General features: G+C 69.1%; 23 protein-coding genes. 21 read left to right on the top strand and 2 right to left on the bottom strand.

All coding sequences use genetic code 11. The features are described 5' to 3' along the window. Position 1: 1 nt before the first annotated feature. Both ACH34W_RS43075 and ccsB read left to right on the top strand, forming a co-directional pair. Entirely contained in the window at positions 2–1,645 is a 1,644-nt protein-coding gene (locus ACH34W_RS43075; RefSeq protein ID WP_395966997.1) for a cytochrome c biogenesis protein ResB, read from the top strand. Positions 1,646–1,650: 5 nt separating this feature from the next. Continuing rightward, positions 1,651–2,664: a c-type cytochrome biogenesis protein CcsB gene (gene ccsB / locus ACH34W_RS43070; RefSeq protein ID WP_395966996.1), complete on the top strand. Its 1,014-nt coding sequence runs from the start codon at positions 1,651–1,653 to the stop codon at positions 2,662–2,664. Between the two features lie 30 nt (positions 2,665–2,694). Here ccsB and ACH34W_RS43065 read toward each other — a convergent pair whose 3' ends face one another. Continuing rightward, positions 2,695–2,988, bottom strand: coding sequence for a PLDc N-terminal domain-containing protein (locus tag ACH34W_RS43065; protein WP_395966995.1), 294 nt, complete (start codon positions 2,986–2,988; stop codon positions 2,695–2,697). 114 nt (positions 2,989–3,102) lie between these two features. Here ACH34W_RS43065 and ACH34W_RS43060 point away from each other — a divergent pair, with 114 nt between their 5' ends. Then, on the top strand, positions 3,103–4,047 hold the full coding sequence (locus ACH34W_RS43060) for a hypothetical protein (protein WP_395966994.1): 945 nt from the start codon (positions 3,103–3,105) through the stop codon (positions 4,045–4,047). A gap of 70 nt (positions 4,048–4,117) precedes the next feature. After that, positions 4,118–4,384 (top strand): hypothetical protein, encoded by a 267-nt coding sequence (locus ACH34W_RS43055; protein ID WP_395966993.1) that lies wholly within the window; start codon positions 4,118–4,120, stop codon positions 4,382–4,384. A gap of 77 nt (positions 4,385–4,461) precedes the next feature. On the opposite strand, the gene ACH34W_RS43050 is transcribed toward ACH34W_RS43055, so the two are convergent. Next, the gene (locus ACH34W_RS43050) at positions 4,462–4,662 is read right to left on the bottom strand and encodes a BldC family transcriptional regulator (protein WP_151559136.1); all 201 of its coding nucleotides are present in this window, start codon (positions 4,660–4,662) and stop codon (positions 4,462–4,464) included. Between the two features lie 244 nt (positions 4,663–4,906). On the opposite strand from ACH34W_RS43050, the gene ACH34W_RS43045 reads away from it, so the two are divergent. From ACH34W_RS43045 to nuoK, 17 genes are all read left to right on the top strand, one after another. Further along, positions 4,907–5,866, top strand: a complete 960-nt coding sequence (locus ACH34W_RS43045) for a threonine/serine dehydratase (protein ID WP_395966992.1) — start codon at positions 4,907–4,909, stop codon at positions 5,864–5,866. A gap of 69 nt (positions 5,867–5,935) precedes the next feature. Continuing rightward, complete coding sequence (locus ACH34W_RS43040; RefSeq protein ID WP_395966991.1) at positions 5,936–6,184, top strand: DUF4229 domain-containing protein; 249 nt, start codon at positions 5,936–5,938, stop codon at positions 6,182–6,184. A gap of 83 nt (positions 6,185–6,267) precedes the next feature. Further along, positions 6,268–9,498 carry a S8 family serine peptidase gene (locus ACH34W_RS43035; RefSeq protein ID WP_395966990.1) on the top strand — a complete coding sequence of 1,077 codons (3,231 nt, stop codon included), beginning with the start codon at positions 6,268–6,270 and terminating at the stop codon, positions 9,496–9,498. A 100-nt stretch (positions 9,499–9,598) separates the two neighbouring features. Continuing rightward, entirely contained in the window at positions 9,599–10,843 is a 1,245-nt protein-coding gene (locus tag ACH34W_RS43030; RefSeq protein ID WP_395966989.1) for a glycosyltransferase family 4 protein, read from the top strand. Between the two features lie 75 nt (positions 10,844–10,918). Then, on the top strand, positions 10,919–11,620 hold the full coding sequence (locus tag ACH34W_RS43025; RefSeq protein ID WP_395966988.1) for a demethylmenaquinone methyltransferase: 702 nt from the start codon (positions 10,919–10,921) through the stop codon (positions 11,618–11,620). A gap of 123 nt (positions 11,621–11,743) precedes the next feature. Then, positions 11,744–13,000: a geranylgeranyl reductase family protein gene (locus ACH34W_RS43020; protein WP_395966987.1), complete on the top strand. Its 1,257-nt coding sequence runs from the start codon at positions 11,744–11,746 to the stop codon at positions 12,998–13,000. 183 nt (positions 13,001–13,183) lie between these two features. Further along, positions 13,184–13,543, top strand: coding sequence for an NADH-quinone oxidoreductase subunit A (locus ACH34W_RS43015; protein WP_395966986.1), 360 nt, complete (start codon positions 13,184–13,186; stop codon positions 13,541–13,543). Between the two features lies 1 nt (position 13,544). After that, positions 13,545–14,090, top strand: a complete 546-nt coding sequence (locus tag ACH34W_RS43010; RefSeq protein ID WP_395966985.1) for a NuoB/complex I 20 kDa subunit family protein — start codon at positions 13,545–13,547, stop codon at positions 14,088–14,090. Further along, entirely contained in the window at positions 14,090–14,836 is a 747-nt protein-coding gene (locus tag ACH34W_RS43005) for an NADH-quinone oxidoreductase subunit C (protein WP_395966984.1), read from the top strand. Before ACH34W_RS43010 ends, ACH34W_RS43005 begins: the two co-directional genes overlap by 1 nt. A gap of 115 nt (positions 14,837–14,951) precedes the next feature. Next, the gene (locus ACH34W_RS43000; protein WP_395966983.1) at positions 14,952–16,301 is read left to right on the top strand and encodes an NADH-quinone oxidoreductase subunit D; all 1,350 of its coding nucleotides are present in this window, start codon (positions 14,952–14,954) and stop codon (positions 16,299–16,301) included. Next, the gene (nuoE, locus tag ACH34W_RS42995; protein ID WP_395966982.1) at positions 16,301–17,086 is read left to right on the top strand and encodes an NADH-quinone oxidoreductase subunit NuoE; all 786 of its coding nucleotides are present in this window, start codon (positions 16,301–16,303) and stop codon (positions 17,084–17,086) included. Before ACH34W_RS43000 ends, nuoE begins: the two co-directional genes overlap by 1 nt. Beyond that, positions 17,083–18,384 carry an NADH-quinone oxidoreductase subunit NuoF gene (gene nuoF / locus ACH34W_RS42990; RefSeq protein WP_395966981.1) on the top strand — a complete coding sequence of 434 codons (1,302 nt, stop codon included), beginning with the start codon at positions 17,083–17,085 and terminating at the stop codon, positions 18,382–18,384. The genes nuoE and nuoF overlap by 4 nt, the downstream gene beginning before the upstream one ends. After that, positions 18,381–20,807 carry an NADH-quinone oxidoreductase subunit G gene (locus tag ACH34W_RS42985; protein WP_395966980.1) on the top strand — a complete coding sequence of 809 codons (2,427 nt, stop codon included), beginning with the start codon at positions 18,381–18,383 and terminating at the stop codon, positions 20,805–20,807. Before nuoF ends, ACH34W_RS42985 begins: the two co-directional genes overlap by 4 nt. Then, positions 20,804–22,192: an NADH-quinone oxidoreductase subunit NuoH gene (gene nuoH / locus ACH34W_RS42980; protein WP_395966979.1), complete on the top strand. Its 1,389-nt coding sequence runs from the start codon at positions 20,804–20,806 to the stop codon at positions 22,190–22,192. The genes ACH34W_RS42985 and nuoH overlap by 4 nt, the downstream gene beginning before the upstream one ends. Next, positions 22,179–22,802, top strand: coding sequence for an NADH-quinone oxidoreductase subunit NuoI (gene nuoI / locus ACH34W_RS42975; RefSeq protein ID WP_395966978.1), 624 nt, complete (start codon positions 22,179–22,181; stop codon positions 22,800–22,802). The genes nuoH and nuoI overlap by 14 nt, the downstream gene beginning before the upstream one ends. Further along, entirely contained in the window at positions 22,799–23,728 is a 930-nt protein-coding gene (locus tag ACH34W_RS42970; RefSeq protein WP_395966977.1) for an NADH-quinone oxidoreductase subunit J, read from the top strand. The genes nuoI and ACH34W_RS42970 overlap by 4 nt, the downstream gene beginning before the upstream one ends. Continuing rightward, complete coding sequence (nuoK, locus tag ACH34W_RS42965; protein WP_395966976.1) at positions 23,725–24,024, top strand: NADH-quinone oxidoreductase subunit NuoK; 300 nt, start codon at positions 23,725–23,727, stop codon at positions 24,022–24,024. The genes ACH34W_RS42970 and nuoK overlap by 4 nt, the downstream gene beginning before the upstream one ends. The last annotated feature ends 2 nt before the right edge of the window (positions 24,025–24,026 follow it).

The raw sequence follows: 24,026 nt of genomic DNA, 5'->3' as shown, positions 1-24,026 counted from the left end.
GTTGAACGACACCGACAGCGCCACCGACACGGAACCCGGCGTCGCGGCGCCCCCAGAACGGCAGGCCGCCGAGGAAGTGCCGCGGCCCAGGGGGCTCGGCCCGATCGGGTGGCTGCGCTGGTCCTGGCGCCAGCTCACCACGATGCGCACGGCGCTGATCCTGCTCTTCCTGGTCGCGCTGGGCGCCGTGCCGGGCTCGATCCTGCCGCAACGCGCGCAGGCCCCGGAGAAGGTCGACCAGTACTTCACCGACCACGCGTCGCTCGCGCCGTGGCTGGACAGGTTCTCCCTGTTCGACGTCTTCGGCGCGCCGTGGTTCGCGGCGATCTACATCCTGCTGTTCGTGTCGCTCGCGGGATGCGTGATCCCGCGCGCGTTCAAGCACTACCGCGCGATGCGCGCCCGCCCGCCGGCCGCACCCCGCAACCTGATGCGGCTGCCGCAGTCGGAGTCGTACGAGACGGACGCCGAGCCGGACGAGGTCCTGGCCGAAGCACGCAAACTGCTGCGCAGGCGGCGCTTCCGCGTGGACGTGGGTGAGAGTTCGGTCGCGGCGGAGAAGGGTTACGTGGGGGAGACCGGCAACCTGGTCTTCCACCTTGCCCTGCTGGCGCTGCTGTTCGCGCTCGGCCTTGGCTCGTCGTTCGGCTACCGGGGCAACGTGCTGCTGACGGAGGGCAACACCTTCGCCAACTCGTTGTCGCGGTACGACCAGTTCATGCCGGGGCGCGAGTTCGACTCGGACGATCTGCCGCCGTTCACGATGACCCTCGACGACTTCAAGGCGACGTACGAGACGCAGGGCGCCAAGCGCGGCCAGGCCACCGACTACCTGGCCAAGGTGCGCTACCGCGAGACGCCGGCCTCGCCGGAGAAGTCGTACGACCTGAAGGTCAACCACCCGCTGGAAGTCGGCGGCGCCAAGGTCTACCTGCTCAACCACGGCTACTCGCCCGTCTTCACGGTGCGCGACGCCAAGGGGAACGTCGCCTTCCGGGACGCGGTGCCGTTCCTGCAGATGGAGACCCGCAACCAGACCTCCGAGGGCGTCGTCAAGGTCCCCGACGCCGAGCCGGACCAGTTGGCCTTCTACGCCATCCTGTGGCCGTCCGCGGTGGCCACCGCGGACCAGAAACAGATCGTGTCCGCCTTCCCGGCGCCGCTCAACCCGGTGATCACGGTCTCCTCGTTCAAGGGCGATCTCGGCCTGGACTCCGGCACCCCGCAGTCGGTCTACAAGCTCGAGGGCATCGGCAAGACGCTGCAGCCCCTCGGCCGGGACGGCCAGAAGATCATGAAGCCGGGAGAGACGTTCACGCTCCCGGACGGCGCCGGGACCGTCAAGTTCGAGGGCCTCAAGGAGTGGGCCAGCCTGTCGGTCAACCGCGACCCGGGCCGGATGCCGGCGCTGATCGCGGCGATCCTGGCGATCGCGGGCGTGGTCGCCTCGTTCATGGTCCGCCGCCGCAGGGTGTGGGTCCGTGCGAGCGCCGGAGAGGGCGGGCGTACCGTGGTCGAGGTCGGCGGGCTGACGCTCGGCAACCCGACCTCCGAGTTCGACGACATCGTGGCCGCGCTCCGCGGCGAGCAAGAGAAGTCCGGCACCGACCAGGCCGCCGCTTCGGCAACCGAATCTGAGGAGTGACGAGGGTGAGCACTGCCGACCTCGCGGAACTGAGCGACAAGCTCATGCTGAGCACCGTCGTGCTCTACATCGTCGCCATGGTCGCCTACGCGGCCGATCTGGGCTTTGGGCTGCCTCGGCGGCGGGCCGAGGCCCGGACCGAGGCCGAGGCCAAGGTCCTCGTCGGCGCGGGTGGCGCCGAAGTGGCCGACGGCGTCCCCGCCAAGGGCACGGCCGTCGAGGAGGAAGAGCCCGAGGCCAGGGACTGGGGGCGGCTTGCCGTCCTGCTGAACGTGCTCGGCTGGGGCGCGCACCTCGGATTCATGGTGACCCGCGGGCTGGCCGCGGAACGCTGGCCGTGGGGCAACATGTACGAGTTCCTCACCGCCATCGCGTTCGCCGCCGTGAGCGCCTACCTCGTCGTGATGTTCCGCTACAAGGCCCGCTTCCTCGGCGCGTTCGTCATGCTCGCCGCGGTCATCGCGCTCGGCATCGCCAACATCTGGCTGTACGACAAGGTCGGCCCGCTCGTGCCCGCCCTCAACTCGTACTGGATCGCCATCCACGTCAGCGCCGCCATCATCGCGACCGGCGCGTTCACCGTCGCCGGCGCCTCGACGATCCTCTACCTGTTCAAAGCCCGCCAGGAAGCCCGCGTGGCGGTGGCGGCGGGCTCCGGAGGCCCCAAGCTGGCCCCCACCGACGCGGCGGGCGGCTTCCTCGCCAGGGTGCCCTCAGCTGACAACCTCGACCGGCTGGCGCTGCGCGTCACCATGTTCGCGTTCCCGATCTGGACCGCCGCGATCATCATGGGCGCCATCTGGGCGGACGAGGCGTGGGGCCGTTACTGGGGCTGGGACCCCAAGGAGATCTGGTCGTTCATCACCTGGATCGCGTACGCGGCCTACCTGCACGCGCGCGCGACGGCCGGGTGGCGCGGGCGGAAGGCCGCGATCCTCTCACTCGTCGCGTTCGGGTGCCTGCTGTTCAACTTCTTCGGCGTGAACTACATGTTCTCCGGCCTGCACTCGTACGCGTAAGCAGGACATCACTCACTGTCAACAGGGATCTCACTCATCGTCGCGGAGGCGGCGGTCGAGGTCCTCCAGGAACGCCGGGTCGTCATCCGGGCCCTTCGGTGCCCCGGAGGCACCCGGCAGCGGCCACACCGTCTCCTCGCGTGCGCGCCGTGGTCTGCCGAACAGCAGCCACGCCCCCGCACCGAGGAGGAACCCCAGCAGAACGACAAGGAACCAGCCGAACTTGGGCAGGTGCCGTACGTCGGTCTCATCGGTGCCGAGGACCTCGAAGAGGCAGAACAGCCAAACTCCTACAAGGATGAGCACGAGCAGCACAAACGCCATCCCTTGAGATTAGTCCGTGACTCGTGGGGATGACGCGGTGTCGGGTTCCGGCTTACCCTGCCACGGGGGCCCTGTCGCTTGATGATTCGGGGGGCCCGCTGACAGAGGAGCCCGATGCGCTTCAGAGGCATCCACCGCAAGTCCCGGGAGTTGAGGGACACCTCGTACTCGCCGTCGCCCGCGCCTCCGGACTCGGGGCAGCGTCAGGAGACCCGGCAGTTCCGCCCGCGCAGCAACCAGCCGCGGGATCGGTTCGGCAGGTTCCGCAAGGCGGGGCGGGACGACGACTTCGCGGTGCGGGCCGCGGCCGACGCGGCCTCGGATGCCGCCGTCGGGCCCCGGCGCCCCGGGAGCGCCCGTAAGGACGCGCGCCCGGTCGGTTATTCGTGGCGTGACTTCGAGCTCGACGACGAGCTGCCGCGAGCCGAGCCGCACCCTCCCGGCATACCGAATCCCGCCGCCGACGGCCGCCTGCACTGCGGTGCGCTGGAGGGGATTCTCTACCGCCAGTGGGATGCCCGGCAGGGGCCGCCGACCCCCGAGGTCGTCCGGGCCGTCGAGAGCCTCGCGGGCCTGCCCGACTCGCTCAAGGAAAAGCTGGCGAGCGGGCTCGACGGCATCTACGTGGGGCCGGGCGGCGTCCCGCAGCTCGACGACATGGGTCACCTGCGCGACCGGCCGCTGCCGTCCGGCCGCGCGACCTGGGACATCTGCGCCGGCGCGTACGGCGACCGGAAGATCGTGGTGGGGGACCGCCCCTCGCCCACCCCCGACGTGATGATGCACGAGGTCGGCCACGCCCTCGACGACATCGACGGCGAGGGCGGCGGCTGGCAGTCCGACAGCCCTGCGTTCCGGGCGTTGTACGACCAGTGCCGGCCGTTCCTCGCCAGCGACTTCCACCTGCAGCCGGATGATCTCGGTCGCCGGGAGTTCTTCGCCGACGCGTTCGCAGCGATCTCCGCCCGGCAACGCCCTGCCCTGGTCGATATGCTCGCCGGCAACATTCGCGCCGCACTCGACGTCATGCTCTTCTTCAACCGAAGATACGGAATCTGACGGACCACCAGCGATGGAAGCCACGAACGGAACCTCAAGGCTGCACGACCAGCACCGAAGGTGATCGACGATGTACGTGATCCGGCTACCCGACGGAACGCTCCGGGTGCCCCAGAGCGTTCTGCTCAACCCCGACGAGGGCACGGACGAGGGACGGGTCATCGCCCAGGCGTACGTGGAGATCGGCCCCGGCGACCCCGACTACGACCGGCTGCTCGGCCAGTCGCTGACCGAAGCGGAGCTGGAGGAGAAGCGCCGCAGCTGGCGTGACGGGGACGCCGACCTGCTCCGTCAGTTCGAGGAGTGGAAGGCGGGCAGGGAGGACCAGTCCCGGTGAGGGATGGAGCGTGGCGGGCGGTGAAGGAGAAGAGGGCCGCCGCGGGGGAAGGGCGGACCGAGTCGGATCTCAGATGCTCAGCGCACGTGCTCGGCTACCGGCTCTTCCCCGCGCAGCAGCGCGTGTACTTCGGACTCGCGGAAACGGCGGTGACCGCCGGGAGTGCGGATGCTACTGATCCGGCCGGCCGCGGCCCAGCGCGTCACGGTCTTGGGATCGACCCGGAAGAGGGCTGCGACCTCTCCTGGGGTGAGCAGACGCTCGCTCGTGCTTTCCACGTTATCTCTCCCCCTTTGTCCCGCTCTCGGTGCGGGTGGACTGTTTCCTAGTGTGGCGGGTCAAGACCGATTTCTCCCTTGTTTTCGCAAAACATCACCGTGAGTGATCGCGCGAACAGCAGAAATAACGTGAAGTAAACATGGCATTGGGCACAGTGGTCACGTCGATCTCTATAACCCCGCCGTGTCCCGATCGGAACCGCCCCTTAACCACCTCAGAGGACATCCCCGTAGGCTCGGAGGCATGTCCGATCTTGTGCCTCTGGAGGAGGTCGAACGCGCCGCCGCACGGATCGCGGGTGTCGCCCTCCGAACCCCGCTCGTGCCCTTTCCGCTGAGCGATCCACGGCTCCTGGTGAAGGCCGAGTCGCTGCAGCCGATCGGCGCGTTCAAACTGCGCGGTGCATACGCGACGATCGCCGCGATGCCGGAAGACCGGCGGCAGAAGGGTGTGGTGACGCATTCCAGTGGTAACCATGCGCAAGCGGTCGCCTATACGGCACGGGCATTGGACATTCCGGTGGTGCTCGTCATCCCGCACACCACCCCCGGTGTGAAGGTCGACGCGTGCATCGCACTGGGCGCGGAGATCGTGTACGTCGAGCCCACGATGGAGGACCGGGTCGCCACCGCCGAACGGCTGGCCGAGGCGCACGGATTCACGCTCGTGCCGCCCTTCGACCATGCAGGAATCATTGCGGGTCAGGGCACCGTCGGACTGGAAATCGTCCAAGATTGTCCAGACGCCGGGGTCGTGCTGGTCCCGGTCGGCGGCGGGGGGCTCATCGCGGGCGTCGCCGCCGCGGTCAAGCAGCTGAGCCCGGAGACCAAGGTCATCGGGGTGGAGCCCGAGCTCGCCGCCGATGCCCGCGCCTCGTTCCGGGCGGGCAAGCCGGTCGCCTGGTCGGCCGAGGAGACCAGCCGCACCATCGCCGACGCGCTCCGCGCCCAGCGGCTCGGCGATCTGACGTTCGCCCACATCAACGAGTACGTGGACGACATCATCACGGTCACCGAGGACGAGATCCGGCTGACGATGCGCCGGCTCGCCCGCCAGGCCCGGCTCATCGCCGAGCCCGGCGGCGCCGTGGCGACCGCGGGTTACCTCTTCCACCGCCACGAGCTCCCGTCCGCGGAGACCTACGTGTCGGTGCTGTCCGGAGGCAACGTGGACCCGGCGCTCTTCCTGGAGGTGCTCGCCTGAAGGCAGCGCTCGCATAACGACCAGGTCGCGGACGGGCTGCGAGCAGGCCCAGGTAGTCTCGGAGGCGCCATGCGTTCCGTCATTCTCTACACCGCCGCGCGGCTGGCCATCTTCGCCGCCACCGCCGCCCTCCTCGCGCTCTTCGGCGCCCGCGGCGTGCTGCTGCTCCTGCTGGCCCTGCTGATCAGCGGGATCATCAGCTTCGTCCTGCTGTCCGGCCAGCGCGACGCGATGTCGTCCGCCGTCACCTCCGGTTTCCAGACGCGCCGCAAGAAGTTCGAGCAGGCACGCACCAAAGAGGACGGCCAGACCAACTAGCCGGCATCAATTGCTTCGAGGGCTGCAACGTTCCGCCCCGCCGGGCCACTTCCCTGTGAATGATCACAAGGAGGAGCCCAACGATGCGACCCCCTGTCCGCAAAGCAAGAACGGCCGGTGCCGTCATGGTGGCGACGCTCGCCACCGCGCTGTCACCGTTGACGGCGGACTCCGCAGCCGCCGAGGAGCCAGATCCGTCCCCCGGCCAGCGCGTGAGCGTGACTTTGGTTACCGGCGACAAAGTGCACCTGAACGGGCGATCCGTACGGATCGAGCCAGGCCCGGGCCGTAAGAGCCTGGTGTTCTTCCGCCGCGTGCACCGGCGTGAGCTGACCATCGTCCCGGCCGACGCGGCGCCCTTGGTGACCGCAGGACGCCTGGACGCCGGGCTCTTCAACGTCAGCCGCCTCGTCCGCGACCGGTACGACGACAGGAACCGCAGCGACCTGCCTCTGATCGTCGCGGGCACGGCACGGCCTGCCGGTACCCGGGTCACGAGGACGCTGGGAGCGCTGAACGGGGCGGCCGTCAGCACCCGCAAGGACCAGGCCGCGACCTTCTGGACCTCGGTCAAGACCGGGAACTCCAGGGTGTGGCTCGACGCGCGCGTCCGGGCGAGCCTCGACAAGAGCGTGCCGCGGATCGGGGCGCCCGCGGCGTGGCAGGCGGGCAGCACGGGCAAGGGCGTGACGGTCGGGGTCCTCGACACGGGCATCGACGCGGGCCACCCGGACCTCGCGGACGCCGTCGCCGCGTCCAAGGACTTCACCGGGAACACCAAGGGCGTGCAGGACGGCAACGGCCACGGCACCCATGTCGCCTCGATCATCACGGGTGACGGCGTCGCCGACCGGCGTTTCCGGGGCGTGGCACCGGACGCCAAGCTGGCTGTCGGCAAGGTGCTCGGCGACGATGGCAGCGGCTCCATGTCGCAGGTCATCGCGGGCATGGAGTGGGCAGCCGGGCAACGTCTCCGCGTCGTGAACCTGAGCCTTGGCGCGTCCCTGCCCAGCGACGGCACGGATCCGGTCTCCACCGCCGTCAACACCCTTACGGAACGCACCGGCACGCTTTTCGTCGTCGCCTCCGGCAACGCGGGCGCCGACGGCTCCGTCGGCGTGCCCGGCGTGGCCGACGCCGCGCTGACCGTGGGCGCCGTGGACGGAGACGACAACCGGGCCCCGTTCTCCAGCAGCGGACCGCGTCGGGGCGACGGCGCCGTCAAGCCCGACATCACCGCGCCCGGCGTCGAGATCGCCGCCGCCCGCGCGCAGGGCACCGAGCTCGGTGAGCCGGTCGGCGACCACTATGTGCGCGCCAGCGGCACGTCGATGGCGGCGCCGCACGTGGCGGGTGCCGCGGCCCTCCTCGCCCAGGCCTACCCCGCCTGGGCGCCCGCACGTCTCAAGGCCGCCTTGATGAACACCGCCAAACCCAACGACACCGACACCGTCTACCGGCAGGGCGCAGGCCGCGTCGACGTCGGCCGGGCAGTCTCCCAGCGGATCTGGACCGAGGAGGGCAGCCTGTCCTTCCACGTCAAGGAGAAGGTCAGCAAGACCGTGACCTTCCGCAATGACTCCTCGGCCCCGGTGACCCTCGACCTCGGCCTCACCTCCCAGAACCCATCCGGCGAACCAGCGCCCGAGGGCATGTTCGAGGTCAGCCCCGCGAAGATCGAGGTCCCGGCCAACGGAACGGCCTCCGCCTCCGTCACCGTCGACCCCGCCAAATCTTCCGCGACAGGCTCGTACAGCGGCCGGCTCACCGCCGGTCAGCTGACGCTGCCGGTCGGAGCCCTCCTGGAGCCGCCCCTCCACACCGTGACGCTGAGCGGCATCGACCGGACGGGCCGGCCTGTGGGCGGCACGATCGAGTCGCTGCCCTGGGTCGGCCTCATCGACCTGAAGACCGGTGAATACGCCAGTACGTTCGTCAGCGGCGGCAAGGTCGTCGCCCGCGTCCCAGCCGGGCGGTACGGGCTGACCGCCGCCGTCAACACCCTGGCCGCGGACGGCACGTTCAAGGACAGCACGCTCTTCTCCCGGCCCGCGCTCGACGTCGACCGCGACATCACGATCAACGCCGACGCCCGCCGTGGCAAGCGCGTCTCCACCCGCCTGGACAGCCGCACCGCCGTGCAGAGCGGATTCGACGAGGCAGGGGTGTCGGAAACCGTCGCCGGAAGCCCCGTGGCCTTCGGCATCGGCTCCGACGGTCCGGCCGTCGGACTCTTCGCGGAGCCGTCCGCGAAGACCACCGATCACCCGTACACCTTCTACTTCGTGACCACCCGCGTCGAGCCGGACGGACCTCGCGCCTACCACCTCGCGCTGCTCAGCCAGAAGCGAATCCCGGCCAATCTCACATTCCGCATCCGGGACCGTCAACTCGCGAAGCTGGACTCTCGCTATCACTCTGACAAACCGCTCTCCGGCCTCCGCATTACGGGCGTGGTCTTGCCCGGTCAGTTCTTCCCGAGTGGAGGAGGCGAATACGCTGTTTCGCTGCCCGGCCGTCGCATCGAGTTCTACTCGCCAGTACAAAACGTGAACTGGGCTCGCTATCTCGTATCCGGTGAGTCGAACACAGGGTTCGAGGAGAACGCGATCGACCCGCCGATGCGCGCCGGACGTTCGTTGCGCGCCGACTGGAACAAAGCGGCTTTCACCACGTCCTTGCGAGGCAACCGCAAGTGCGCCAGGTGCCCGGTGGCGATCAGCGCCGGGCCTTTCGAGTCGGCGAACGCCTCATGGCAGGCGAAGCCCGAAACCCAGACCACCGTCACCGTCCACCGGGACGGGCAGCTGCTCGGCTCCGCCGACTCCGACACGGTCCTGGTCACCACTCCGCCGGGCCGAGCCTCCTACTCGGTGCATGCCACCGCCACCCGAAAGGTCGCGTGGACGGCGCTGGGCACCAGGTCAGAGGCCCGCTGGACATTCCCCTACACCCCGGCGCCCAAGGCGTTCGAGGAGCCGCCGCTCTACTCCCTGCGCGCCACCGGCCCGTTCGACCTCACCAACCACGCACCCTCCGGCCCGTTCCGCCTCACCGTCGGTGTCGTCGACACACGCCTGGACACCCAGACCCACCCCTTGCCCAATCTGCGGACGCTGGCGGTCGAGGTCTCGTACGACGACGGCAAGACCTGGCACGAGACCAAGGTGACCGCTGACGGCACCAACCGCTGGCAAGCCCAACTCGTCCACCCGGCCACCCACCAAGGTCACGTGTCACTCCGCCTCCGCGCCTCCGACGGCGACGCCGCCTCAGTGGAGCAAACCGTCCTCCGCGCCTACGCCCTGCGCTGATCGTCACGCATGAATCGGCTCCGCCAGGCAACCTTTGCCCCACGCCGAGCATGTATTAGTCAGCGACCTGGGACAGAGCTGATTCAGACGGAGCTGATTCATGCGACGACGACTTCACCGGATTCTGCGCCGGATGGTGCTGCTCACGGTGCGGCACCTGCTGTTGTTGCGCCGGGTGCCCAGGCCCGGAGAACGACCGCGGGTGCGTGTTCTTCTCCAGCACGCGCACGGGATGGGCGGCACCATCCGCACGGTGCTCAACCTCAGCGGCCACCTCGCCGGCGACCACGACATCGAGATCGTCAGCGTGGTCCGCAGCAAGCCGGATCCGTTCTTCCCCATCCCACCGAACGTTCACGTCCGCTTCGCCGATGACCGCACCGTTCCCCCGACACTTTTCGCCCGGCTCCTGTCCCGTCTGCCGAGTGTGATCACGCCCATCGGCGACCCCACCTTCAAGAGGATGAATCTCTACACGGACCTCCGCCTTCTCCTCATCCTCTGCGGACGCTCCCCGAACGTCCTGGTGGGTACGCGCCCGTCACTCAATCTCCTGGCCGCCGAACTCGCACCGCGCGGCACGGTCTCGATCGGCCAGGACCACATGAACCTCGACGCCTACCACTCCAACGTCCGCCGTGAGATCACGCGCTCCTACCGGCGCCTGGACGCCCTCTCCGTCCTGACCGAACATTCGCGTGCGGCCTACACGTCATTGCTCCAGGGCTCGCGGGTACGGGTCGAGCTCATCCCGAACGCCGTGCCCAAGTTGGCCGGGGGCCCGTCGCCCCGCGATGCCAAGGTGATCCTCGCCGCGGGCCGCCTGACCACCCAGAAGGGGTTCGACCTCCTCATCCAGGCGTACGAGCCGCTCGCCGCCGAGTTCCCCGACTGGACCCTCCGCATCTTCGGCTCGGGCCCGCAGCGGGCCCACCTCAAGACCCTGGTCGCCGAGATGGGCCTCAAGGCCCAGATCGCCCTCCGCGGCCGCACCCCTCACCTCGCCGATGAGATGACCCGGGCCTCCATCCACGTCCTCTCGTCGCGCTTCGAGGGGCTGCCGATGGTCATCATCGAGGCCATGAGCAAGGGCCTCCCGGTCGTCGCCTTCGACTGCCCCACCGGCCCGGCCGAGATGATTACCGACGGTGTGGACGGCGTTCTCGTGCCGGCCGAGGACGTTCAGGCGCTGACCGCCGCCCTCCGGAAGCTCATGGCGGACGCAGCCCTCCGCCACCGCATCGGCGACCAGGCCCGCCGCTCATCCCGCGCGTACGACCCCGATCTGATCGCCACCCGCTGGACCACCCTGACGCGCGAACTGATCGCCCGGTCGCCATGCTGATCCCCGGTCGCCATGAGATGACCAACGGGCCCCGCCTTCGCATGGCGGGTGGCAGGTCCTTCTATGGTTAGGGGCATGACCCGTGCCTCACTCGACAAGCAGCCCGCCGACGTCGCTGCGATGTTCGACAGCACCGCCGAGCGTTACGACCTGCTCAACAGCCTCATGACCGGCGGGCAGGATCGGCGGTGGCGGCGAGAGGTCGTCAAGGCCGTGGAAGCCCGGCCGGGAGAGCGGGTCCTCGACCTGGCCGCCGGGACGGGGACGTCGTCGGTGCCGTTCGCCGAGGCCGGGGCCGAGACGGTGGCCTGCGACTTCTCGCTGGGGATGTTGCGGGTCGGTGTCCGGCGGCAGACGGGTGTGGAGCGGCTGCGGTTCGTGGCGGGGGACGCGTTGAAGCTTCCGTTCGCGGACGGGGCGTTCGACGCGGTGACGATTTCGTTCGGATTGCGCAACGTCGCGGACACGGTTCGCGCTCTCCAGGAGTTGCGGCGGGTCGCCAAGCCGGGTGGACGGCTGCTGGTCTGTGAGGTCAGCCACCCGCCGAACGGGGTGCTGGCGACGGGTCACAAGATGCACCTGCGGTACGGGCTGCCGCTACTGGCCAGAGTCAGCTCAAACCCCGATTCCTACAGGTACTTGGCCGAATCGACACTGGAGTGGCCAGACCAGGCGGCGCTGGCGGGGCTGATCCAGAAGGCGGGCTGGGAGAAGGTCCGCTGGCGCAATCTGACGTTCGGGGTGGTGGCCCTCCATCACGCCATCAACCCGGGCTGACGTCATGGGACCGGTCCAAATCTCTGGATGCCCAGAGGTACCCACGGGCCGCCAATAAGGAATAGACTCCCCAACGGATCCTTGTGAAGTACTTCACAAGCGAACGAGCTAAAGAGGAAAGCTGTGACCGACTCCACCCGTACGGCAGACGTCATCGTCGTCGGGGCCGGCCCCGCCGGGTCCGGGACCGCCTACTGGCTGGCGCAGGCCGGCTTGGACGTGCTGCTGCTGGAGAAGGCGACGTTCCCGCGCGACAAGATCTGCGGCGACGGGCTCACGCCGCGCGCCGTGCGGGCACTGGTCAGCATGGGTGTCGACATCAACGCCCCCGGATGGGCCCGTAACAAGGGCCTGCGGATCTACGGCGGCGGCGTCAAGATCGAGCTGCCGTGGCCGGAGCTGGCGAGCTTCCCCGACTTCGGGCTCGTCCGGACGCGCATGGACCTCGACCAGTTGCTGGCCGAGCACGCGGTGAAGGCCGGGGCCAAGCTCCTGCAGGGCTGCAACGTCCAGGCACCGATCCTGGACGAGCGGACCGACCGGATCATCGGTGTGACCGCCAAGTACGAGGGCGAGGACCTTTCGTTCCACGCGCCGCTCGTCGTGGCCGCCGACGGCAACTCGTCGCGGTTGTCGCTGGCCATGGGCCTGCGGCGGCGCGAGGACCGGCCGATGGGCGTGGCCGTCCGGCGCTACTTCGAGAGCCCCCGGCACACCGACGAGTACATGGAGGCCTGGCTGGAGTTGTGGGACGGCCAGCGCCTGCTACCCGGCTACGGCTGGGTCTTCCCGGTGGCCGACGGCACCTGCAACGTCGGATTGGGCCTCCTCAACACGAGTAAGTCGTTCCAAAACGTCGATTACCGGGGCATGCTCAAACGCTGGTGCGCCAACATGCCCGAGGAATGGCAGTTCGACGAGGAGCACGCGACCAGCCCGATCCGCGGCGCGGCGCTCCCCATGGGCTTCAACCGGCAGCCGCACTACACACGCGGCATGTTGCTGGTCGGCGACTCCGGCGGGATGATCAACCCGTTCAACGGGGAGGGCATCGACTACGCCCTCGAATCCGGCCATCTCGCCGCCGACATCATCGTTCAGGCGCTCGCCCGGCGGACCCCCGCGCAGCGGGAGCGGACGCTGTACGAGTACCCGCGCATTCTCAAGGACGACCACGGCGGCTATTTCACCCTCGCCCGTGTCTTCGTCCAGGCCATCGGCGACCCGCGGGTCATGAAGTTCCTGACCACGCACGGCCTGCCGCACCCCACGTTGATGCGGTTCACGCTCAAGCTCCTGGCGAATCTCACCGATCCCAAGGGCGGTGACGCGATGGACCGGGTCATCAACGCGATGCAGAAGGTGGCTCCCGCCGCTTGAGACCGACCCCCCGGAGGGGAGTGCTATTGATCGCCTTGGCTAAGGTGGCGACCCGTAATCGTGACGGACGTCACGGACATGAACTGGGATACGCCATCGAGACGTGTCCGGGAAATGCCTCCGGGCTGGACTCGCGGCGCGCCACGTACAACGTCGTACGAACCGAGGAGGGGCTGTAGAGGCATGGATCTCTATGTTCCGATCATCGTGCTTGGAGCGCTCGCCTTCGTTTTCGCGGGGGGTTCGGTGGCGATGGCCGCCCTCACGGGTCCCAAGCGCTGGAACCGGGCCCGGCTGGACGCCTACGAATGCGGCATCGAGCCGACCCCGCAGCCGGCCGGCGGCGGGCGTTTCCCGGTGAAGTACTACCTGACGGCGATGCTCTTCATCGTCTTCGACATTGAGATCATCTTCCTTTATCCCTGGGCGGTCGCCTTCGACCACCTGGGAATTTTCGGTCTTGTGGAGATGGTCCTGTTCATCCTCACCGTGCTGGTGGCGTACGCCTACATTTGGCGGCGCGGTGGTCTGGAGTGGGACTGATATGGGTCTTGAAGAGAAACTCCCTAGCGGCTTCCTGCTGACGACCGTCGAGCAGGTGGCCGGATGGGCTCGTAAGAGCTCGGTGTGGCCCGCCACCTTCGGTCTCGCGTGTTGCGCGATCGAGATGATGGCGACCGGCGACCCCCGCCACGACTTCTCCCGCTGGGGGATGGAACGGGCGTCGGCGACGCCGCGGCAGGCCGACCTGATGATCGTTGCCGGCCGGGTGAGCCAGAAGATGGCCCCGGTGCTCCGGCAGATCTACGACCAGATGACCGAGCCCAAGTGGGTCATCGCGATGGGCGTGTGCGCCTCCTCCGGCGGCATGTTCAACAACTACGCGATCGTGCAGGGCGTCGACCACATCGTCCCGGTGGACATCTACCTGCCCGGCTGCCCGCCGCGGCCGGAGATGCTCCTGGACGCGATCCTCAAGCTGCACGACAAGATCCAGAACACCAAGCTCGGCCCGCAGCGCGAGAAGCAGATCGAGCAGCTGGAAGAGGCCAAGCGGCGTCAATTGCCGTTGCTGGGACAGGGGATCTAATGAGCTCTCAGCATCCTGAGCAGAAGGCGGAGCAGGCCGCCGACCAGTTGCCTGCGCACTCCGAGGAGGAGCGCAAGGAGCAGCCGGTCACCCGCATGGGCATGTTCGGCGCCAAGACGACCGGCGACACCTCCGGGTACGGCGGCCTGGTCGTCCGGCAGTCGCCGAAGGTCTCCACGCCGCGCCCCTACGGCGGGCCCGAGGGCGCCACCGAGGCGGGCGTCTTCGACGAGGTCGCCGACGAGCTGGAACGCGCCCTCCCGGACTTCGGCGACGCGATCGAGCGCGTCGTGGTCGATCGGGGCGAGATGACGTTCTTCGTCAAGCGCGAGCACCTGGCCACGGTCGCCAGGACCATGCGGGACGAACCGTCGCTGCGGTTCGAGCTGTGCTCCGGCGTCTCCGGCGTGCACTATCCGCAGGACACCGGCGCCGAGCTGCACTCGGTGGTCCACCTGCTCTCGATCACGCACAACCGGCGCGTCCGGCTGGAGTCGACCTGCCCCGACGCCGACCCGCACGTCCCGTCGCTCGTCCCGGTCTACCCGACCGCCGACTGGCACGAGCGGGAGACCTACGACTTCTTCGGGATCGTCTACGACGGTCATCCGGCGCTCACCCGCATCGAGATGCCGGACGACTGGGTCGGCCACCCGCAGCGCAAGGACTACCCGCTCGGCGGCATCCCCGTCGAGTACCGCGGCGCCGAGATTCCGCCGCCAGACGAGCGGAGGTCCTACGTATGAGCGAGGTGCAGGGGCGCGGCGTCGCCTGGACTGAGGAGCGCCGGGAGCGCAGCGACCAGAGCGACGAGGGAAGGCGGCGCCGGAAGGCGCCCCGGAGCCGAGCGGGGGGTGCAGCATGAGTCCGTCCACGAAGTACACCGAATACGACGCGTACGCCGCCGAAGAGGCCGCCGAGGGCAAGGTCTTCGACGTCGGCGGCCAGGACTGGGACAAGGTCGTGGGCGCCGCGGAGGACCTGGGCGACGAGCGCCTGGTCGTCAACATGGGCCCGCAGCACCCGTCCACACACGGCGTGCTCCGGCTCATCCTGACGCTCGACGGCGAGACGGTGAACGAGTGCCGGGTGGGCATCGGTTACCTGCACACCGGCATCGAGAAGAACATGGAGTTCCGCACCTGGACGCAGGGCACCACGTTCTGCACGCGCATGGACTACCTGGCGCCGATCTTCAACGAGACGGCGTACTGCCTGGGTGTGGAGAAGCTGCTCGGCGTCACCGACCAGGTGCCGGAGCGGGCCCAGATCATCCGCGTGATGATGATGGAGCTCAACCGCATCTCCTCGCACCTGGTCGCGATCGCCACGTTCGGCCTGGAGCTGGGCGCCACGACGGTCATGCTCAACGGGTTCATCGAGCGCGAGTACACCCTTGACCTCTTCGAGGAGATCACGGGCCTGCGCATGAACATGGCGTACGTGCGTCCCGGCGGCGTCGCACAGGACCTGCCGAGCGGGGCCCTGAGCTCCATCCGCGACTACCTGGACCGCATGCCGAAGCGCATCCAGGCACTGCGGAAGCTGATGGACTCCAACCCGGTCTACCTGGCGCGCACCAAGGACATCGCGTACCTGGACCTGACCGGCTGCATGGCCTTGGGCATCACCGGCCCCATGCTCCGCGCGACGGGCCTGCCGTGGGACCTGCGCAAGTCGCAGCCCTACTGCGGCTACGAGACCTACGACTTCGAGGTGCCCACGCAGGACACCAGCGACGTCTACGGCCGCTATCTCGTGCGCATGCAGGAGATGGAGGAGTCCCTGAAGATCGTCGAGCAGTGCGTGGAGCGGCTGCAGTCGGTCAAGGGCCCGGTGATGATCGAGGACAAGAAGATCGGCTGGCCGGCGCAGCTGGCCATCGGCGCCGACGGCATGGGCAACTCGCCGCGCCACATCGCGCACATCATGGGCACCTCCATGGAGGCCCTCATCCACCACTTCAAGCTGGTGACGGAGGGCTTCCGGGTCCCGGCCGGGCAGGCGTACGCGGCCATCGAGTCGCCGCGCGGCGAGCTCGGCGTGCACGTGGTGAGCGACGGCGGCACCCGCCCCTACCGCGTGCACTTCCGCGACCCGTCCTTCACCAACCTGCAGGCCGCCCCGGCGATGGCCGAGGGCGGCATGATCGCCGACGTGATCGCGGCCGTCGCCAGTATCGACCCGGTCATGGGGGGAGTGGACCGTTAATGGCTTATGAACCCGACGTGCGTGAGCGCCTCGAAGCGGACGCCAAGGAGATCATCGGGCGCTATCCCAAGCCCCGGTCGGCGCTGCTGCCGATGTTGCACCTGGTGCAGTCGGTGGACGGGCACATCACCCAGGACGGCATCGAGTTCTGCGCCGAGCAGCTGGGCATCACCCCCGCTCAGGTCACGGGCGTCAGCACCTTCTACACGCAGTACAAGCGGGCTCCGGTCGGCGAGTACCACGTGGGTGTCTGCATCAACACGCTCTGCGCGGTGATGGGCGGCGACCAGATCTGGAACGAGGTCAGCGACCATCTGGGCGTCGGCCACGATGAGGCCACGCCGGACGGCAAGGTCTCGCTGGAACGCATCGAGTGCAACGCGGCCTGCGACTTCGCCCCGGTGATGACGGTCAACTGGGAGTTCTTCGACAACATGACTCCCGGCAAGGCCAAGGAGCTGGTCGACGACCTGCGTTCCGGTGGGGAAGTACTTCCTTCACGCGGGCCCACGAGCCTGTGCAGCTGGAAGGAGGCCTCCCGCGTGCTGGCCGGGTTCCCGGACGGCAGGGCCGGCGAGGGACTCCAAGCCGGCGCCGAGTCGCTGGTCGGTCTCGCGCTCGCCAAGGAGCGCGGCTGGACCGCCCCGGAGCCGAACGGGGACGACGAGCCGCAGCCGCACGAGCCGGTCAGGCCGAGCGAGATCACCGATCCGCCGCCGAACGAGCCGGGCAAGCCCATCGGCGGCGCGGTCAAGCCCGGCAGCCAGGAAGGTGAGAACAAGTGACGACGCTGACTCCCGTTCTCACAAAGAACTGGGACCAGAGCGACTCCTTCACGCGCGCCGCGTACGAACGCGAGGGCGGCTACAAGGCCCTGCGCAAGGCGTTCGGCATGGAGCCGGACACCATCGTGCAGGCGGTGAAGGACTCCGGTCTGCGCGGCCGCGGCGGCGCGGGCTTCCCCACCGGGATGAAGTGGGGGTTCCTGCCGCCGACCAGCCCCAACCCGCGGTACCTGGTCGTGAACGCCGACGAGTCCGAGCCGGGCACGTGCAAGGACATCCCGCTGATGATGGCCAACCCGCACGTGCTGGTCGAGGGCGTCATCATCAGCTCCTACGCCATCCGCTCCAACTACGCGTTCATCTACGTGCGCGGCGAGGTGCTGCACGTGATCCGGCGCCTTCAGGCGGCGGTCGCGGAGGCATACGAGGCCGGTTACCTCGGCAAGGACATCCTCGGCAGCGGCTACGACCTCGAACTGGTCGTGCACACCGGCGCCGGGGCGTACATCTGCGGTGAGGAGACGGCGCTGCTCGACTCGCTGGAGGGGTTCCGCGGCCAACCCAGGCTGAAGCCCCCCTTCCCGGCGGTCGCGGGACTCTACGGCGGTCCCACCGTGATCAATAACGTCGAGTCGATCGCCTCGGTTCCCTCGATCGTGGAGAACGGCGCGGACTGGTTCTCCTCGATGGGCACCGAGAAGTCCAAGGGCTTCGGGATCTTCTCGCTGTCGGGGCACGTGACCAAGCCCGGGCAGTACGAGGCGCCGCTCGGCATCACGCTGCGCGAGCTCCTCGACATGGCGGGCGGGATCCGCGAGGGCCACCGGCTGAAGTTCTGGACGCCGGGCGGGTCCTCCACCCCGATCTTCACCGACGAGCACCTGGACGTTCCCCTCGACTTCGAGTCGGTGGGGGCCGCGGGCTCGATGCTCGGTACCCGGGCGCTGCAGATCTTCGACGAGACGACCTGCGTCGTCCGGGCCGTGCTGCGCTGGTCGGAGTTCTACGCGCACGAGTCGTGCGGCAAGTGCACGCCGTGCCGCGAGGGCACCTACTGGTACAAGCAGATGCTCAAGCGCCTGGAGGCCGGGGACGGCAAGGAAGAGGACCTGGAGACGCTCCTCGACCTGTCGGAGAACATCCTCGGCCGCTCGTTCTGCGCGCTGGGCGACGGTGCGACGAGCCCGGTGGTCTCGTCCATCAAGCTCTTCCGCGACGAGTACCTCCAGCACTTCGAGCACGGCGGCTGCCCGTTCGACCCGGCCAAGTCCACCTTGTGGGGAGGTGCCGCCCGATGACTGTCACCGATGACAAGAAGGCGGTGGCAAAGGACACGGAGATGGTGCCGGTCACCATCGACGGCTTCGAGATCGAGGTGCCCAAGGGCACGCTGATCATCCGGGCCGCCGAGCTGCTCGGCATCCAGATCCCGCGCTTCTGTGACCACCCGCTGCTCGACCCCGTCGGGGCCTGCCGCCAGTGCCTGGTGGAGATCCCGGACGCGGGCAACGGGCGCGGGATGCCCAAGCCGGCGGCGTCCTGCACGACCACCGTGATGCCCGGCATGGTCATCAAGACCCAGCTGACGTCGCCGGTGGCCGACAAGGCGCAGCACGGCGTCATGGAACTGCTGCTCATCAACCACCCGCTGGACTGCCCGATCTGCGACAAGGGCGGCGAGTGCCCCCTGCAGAACCAGGCGATGTCCAACGGACGGGGAGAGACGCGGTTCACCGAGACCAAGCGGACGTTCCCCAAGCCGATCCCGCTGTCCAGCCAGGTGCTGCTCGACCGGGAGCGCTGCATCCAGTGCGCCCGGTGCACCCGGTTCTCCGACCAGATCGCCGGTGACGCGTTCATCGACCTGTTCGAACGCGGCGCCAAGGAGCAGGTCGGCGCGGCCGAGGACAAGCCATTCCAGTCCTACTTCTCCGGCAACACCGTGCAGATCTGCCCGGTCGGCGCGCTGACCGGCGCGGCCTACCGGTTCCGGTCGCGGCCGTTCGACCTGGTGTCGACGCCGACCACCTGCGAGCACTGCGCGTCCGGCTGCGCGATCCGCGCCGACAACCGGCGCGGCAAGATCACGCGGCGGCTCGCCGGTGACGACCCGCAGGTGAACGAGGAGTGGAACTGCGACAAGGGCCGGTGGGCGTTCACCTACGCCACCCAGCCCGACCGCCTCACCCACCCGCTCGTCCGCAACGAGGAGGGCGTGCTGGAGCCCGCCTCCTGGCCGGAGGCGCTCACCCTCGCGGCCGAGGGCCTCGCCCGGGCGCGCGGCAAGGCGGGCGTGCTGACCGGCGGCCGGGTGACCCTGGAGGACGCCTACGCGTACGCCAAGTTCGCCCGCATCGCGCTCGGCACCAACGACGTCGACTTCCGCGCCCGGGCGCACTCGCGCGAGGAGGCCGAGTTCCTGGCCTCGTCGGTCGCCGGCCGGGACATCGAGGTCTCCTACTCCGATCTGGAGAACGCGCCCGCGGTCCTGCTGGCCGGGTTCGAGCCGGAGGAGGAGTCGCCGATCGTCTTCCTGCGGCTCCGCAAGGCGTTCCGCAAGAAGGGGCTGAAGGTCCTGGCGGTCGCCCCCTACGCCACCCGGGGTCTGGAGAAGGTCGGCGGCACGCTGCTGCCGGCCCGGCCGGGCGCCGAGGCGGAGGTGCTCGGCGACCTGGTCACCTCCGCCGGCGACGCGCTGCCGGTCGGGTCGATCATCATGGTCGGCGAGCGGCTGGCTGCCAGCCCGGGCGCGCTCTCCAGCGTGGTCAGGCTGGCGCAGGTGACCGGTGCCCGCCTGGTCTGGGTACCGCGCCGGGCCGGTGAACGCGGCGCGATCGAGGCCGGGGCGCTGCCCGGGCTGCTGCCGATCGGCCGCCCGGTCACCGACGCCGACGCGCGCGCCGAGGTGGCGCGCACGTGGGGTGTCGCCGAGCTGCCGTCCGCACCCGGACGCGACACCGGTGAGATCCTCGCGGCAGCGGCGGCGGGCGACCGGGAGGCGCTGCTGGTCGGCGGCTTCGACCCGTACGACCTGCCGGACCCGAAGGCGGCGCTGGCCGCCCTGGAGGCCGCGCCGTTCGTGGTGAGCCTGGAGCAGCGGGTCAGCGCGGTCACCGACCGGGCCGACGTGGTGCTGCCGGTCGCGGCCGTCGCCGAGAAGTCCGGCACGTTCGTCGACTGGGAGGGCCGCGGCCGCCCGTTCGACGTCGTGCTCAAGTCCACCGGTCGCATGTCCGACCTGCGGGTCCTGGACGCGCTGGCGAACGAGATGGACGTGCACCTGGCGCTGCCGGGGCCGGAGGCCGCGCGGCGCGAGCTCGCCGGGCTCGGCGCCTACCGGGGCGAGCGGCCCGCGGCGCCGAACGTGGCGCAGGGAGCCCAGCCGCAGCCCGAGCGCGGCGAGGCACTGCTGGCCACCTGGCGGCTGCTGCTCGACAAGGGCAGCATGCAGGACGGCGAGCCGTACCTGGCCGGCACGGCCAAGCCCGCGGTGGTCCGGCTGTCGCCCGCGACCGCCGCCGAGATCGGTGCGAACGGCTCCGGTGCCTCGGTCGCCGTGTCGGCCGGGCACGGCGAGGTCACGCTGCCGCTGGAGATCACCGCCGACCTGCCGGACCGGGTGGTCTGGCTGCCGACGAACTCGGCCGGCTGTGCCCTCTACCGCGATCTGGGCGTGGCCGCGGGAACCGTGGTCAAGATCTCCTCTGGAGGCTCCCGATGAGTCTGCACGCCACCCTGGCCACGGCCGCCACCGAAGTGACCGCCGCCGCCGGACCGGCCGCCACCGACCCGACGCTGGGCACCTTCGGCAAGGATCCGTGGTGGCTGATCGGCGGCAAGGTGCTGGTCATCTTCGTCTTCCTCGTGGTCACCGTGCTGATGTCCATGTGGATGGAACGCCGCGTCATCGGCCGGATGCAGCTGCGCGTCGGTCCCAACCGCGCCGGCCCGTTCGGCCTGCTGCAGGGTCTCGCGGACGGCGTGAAGCTGGCGCTCAAGGAGGACATCGTCCCCCGCCAGGTCGACAAGATCGTCTTTGTCCTGGCGCCGATCATCTCGGCGGTGCCGGCGTTCATCTCGTTCGCCATCATCCCGTTCGGCCCGACGGTCTCGGTCTTCGGTCACCAGACGGCGCTGCAGGGCACCGACCTGCCGGTGGCGGTCCTGCTGGTGCTGGCGATGTCGTCGATGGGCGTCTACGGGATCGTGCTGGCGGGCTGGTCGTCGATGTCGCCCTACTCGCTGCTCGGCGGGCTGCGCTCATCGGCGCAGGTCATCTCGTACGAGATCGCGATGGGACTGTCGTTCGTCGCGGTGTTCCTCTTCGCGGGGACCATGTCGACGACCGGCATCGTCAACGCGCAGGCCGACAAGTGGTTCGTGCTCCTGCTGTTCCCGTCGTTCCTGGTCTACGTGATCACGATGATGGGCGAGTCGAACCGCATCCCGTTCGACCTCCCCGAGGGTGAGGGCGAGCTCGTCGGAGGCTTCCACACCGAGTACTCGTCGCTGAAGTTCGCGATGTTCTTCCTCGCGGAGTACATCAACCTCGCGACGTTGTCGGCGCTGTGCACCACGCTCTTCCTGGGCGGCTGGCGCGCCCCGGCGCCGATCTCCACGGTGTGGGCGGGTGCCAACCAGGGCTGGTGGCCGGTGCTCTGGTTCGTCATCAAGCTCGTCCTGTTCATCTTCTTCTTCATCTGGCTGCGCGGCACGCTGCCCCGGGTCCGCTACGACCAGCTGATGAAGCTCGGCTGGAAGGTGCTGATGCCCTTCTCGCTGGGCTGGATCCTGCTGGTCGCCACCATCCGGGCCCTCAAGAACGAGGGCTACGACATGGGCCGGATCTCGATCTACTCCGCCGTCGCGCTGGGCGTGATCATCATCGTCACGCTGGTCTGGGAGACCGCCCGCGGCGACGGCGGCAAGGAGAAGCAGATCATCCCGGATGTGGCGGGCGGTGGTGCCGGGGGAGTCGGCGGCCAGCCCGCTGCTCCTGCCGACGTGGCCGCGGCGGGCGGATTCCCGGTGCCGCCCATGGACGCGCCCCACTACCACGGAAAGACCACTACCTCTCGTAAGGAGGTCACCAGTGGGCTTCACTGACTTCCTGAACCCGGTCAAAGGGTTCGGGGTCTCGTTCCACCAGATGTTCACCAAGAGCGAGACCGTGCAGTACCCCGAGGTGAAGAAGCCGACCGCACCGCGGTTCCACGGCCGGCACCAGCTCAACCGCTGGCCTGACGGGCTGGAGAAGTGCGTCGGCTGCGAGCTGTGCGCCTGGGCCTGTCCCGCCGACGCCATCTTCGTCGAGGGCGCCGACAACACCGAGGACGAGCGTTACTCCCCGGGTGAGCGGTACGGCCGCGTCTACCAGATCAACTATCTGCGCTGCATCCTCTGCGGGCTGTGCATCGAGGCGTGCCCCACGCGGGCGCTCACGATGACGAACGAGTACGAGCTCGCCGACGACAGCCGCGAGAGCCTCATCTACACCAAGGACATGTTGCTGGCGCCGCTCCGCGAGGGCATGGAGACCCCGCCGCACGCGATGCGCCTCGGCGAGACCGAGGAGGACTACTACCGGCTGGGCCTCCAGCCGGACGAGGGTCCGGGCATCCCGAGCGAGGGCGGCGGGCGCGCGAGCATGGACGCCGCGGTGGCCCGTGAGAAGGGTGCCCGAAAGAAGCGTCGCGAAGAGGGTGACAAGAAGTGAGGGCGGACGTGGTCACGGCCGCCCAGGTCGCCGACGCGCAGCCGGGCGAGCCGTTCTTCTTCTGGGTGCTGGCGATCGCGTCGGTGCTCGCCGCACTCGGCATGGTCTTCATGCGGCGGGCGGTGCACTCCGCGATGCTGCTGGCGGTCGTGATGTTGTCGCTGGCCGCGCTGTACGCGATCCAGGACGCGCCGTTCCTCGCGTTCGTCCAGGTGATCGTCTACACCGGTGCCGTGCTGATGCTCTTCCTGTTCGTGCTGATGCTCGTGGGGGTGAGCTCCACCGACTCCCTGGTGGAGACGATCCGCGGGCAGCGGCTCTGGGCGGGCATCGGCGGGATCGGCTTCCTGGTGCTGCTGGTCTTCGGTCTCGGGGAGGCGGCGCTGAGCGACTCGGCGGGCCTCAAGCAGGCCAACGGCGAGGGCAACGTGGTCGGGCTGGCGCGGTTGTTGTTCGGCAAGTACGTGTTCGCGTTCGAGGCGACGAGCGCGCTGCTGATCACCGCCGCGCTCGGCGCGATGGTGCTGGCGCACCGCGAGCGCACCACGCCCAAGCCGACCCAGCGGGACCTGTCGAAGAAGCGGTTCGAGACCTACGCCGCGGGGGCCGCCGGTGTGTCCGGTCAGCACCCCGGCCCGCTGCCCGGCCCGGGTACGTACGCGCGGCACAACGCGGTCGACATGCCCGCGCTGCTGCCCGACGGGACGCCGTCCGAGCTGTCGGTCAACCCGGTCATCGCGGCCCGCACCGACACCGCCTCCCGGCACGCCGACCTGTACGGCGGGACCGAGGAGGAGGCGCTCGGGCAGGACGTGGCCGCCGTGAAGGCCGTGACCGAGGAGGCCGAGGGCGCGGAGTCCGAGGCGCGGGAGGTCAAGGCCGGGACACCGGTGCTCCCGTCGAACGAAGGCGAGGCTGGTCGATGAGTCCCGGGCACTACCTGGCCCTCTCGGCGATCCTGTTCACCATCGGCGCGATCGGTGTGCTCGTGCGCCGCAACGCGATCGTGGTGTTCATGTGCGTCGAGCTCATGCTCAACGCCACGAACCTCGCGTTCGTGTCGTTCTCCCGCATGCACGGCAACCTCGACGGCCAGATCATCGCGTTCTTCGTGATGGTCGTGGCGGCGGCCGAGGTCGTGGTGGGCCTCGCGATCATCATGACCATCTTCCGGACCCGCAGGTCCTCGTCGGTGGACGACGCGAACCTGCTGAAGTACTGAGG

This window comes from Actinomadura sp. 6N118, assembly GCF_044326415.1.
Taxonomy (GTDB): domain Bacteria; phylum Actinomycetota; class Actinomycetes; order Streptosporangiales; family Streptosporangiaceae; genus Spirillospora.
This window is presented reverse-complemented; position numbering and strand designations above follow the sequence as displayed.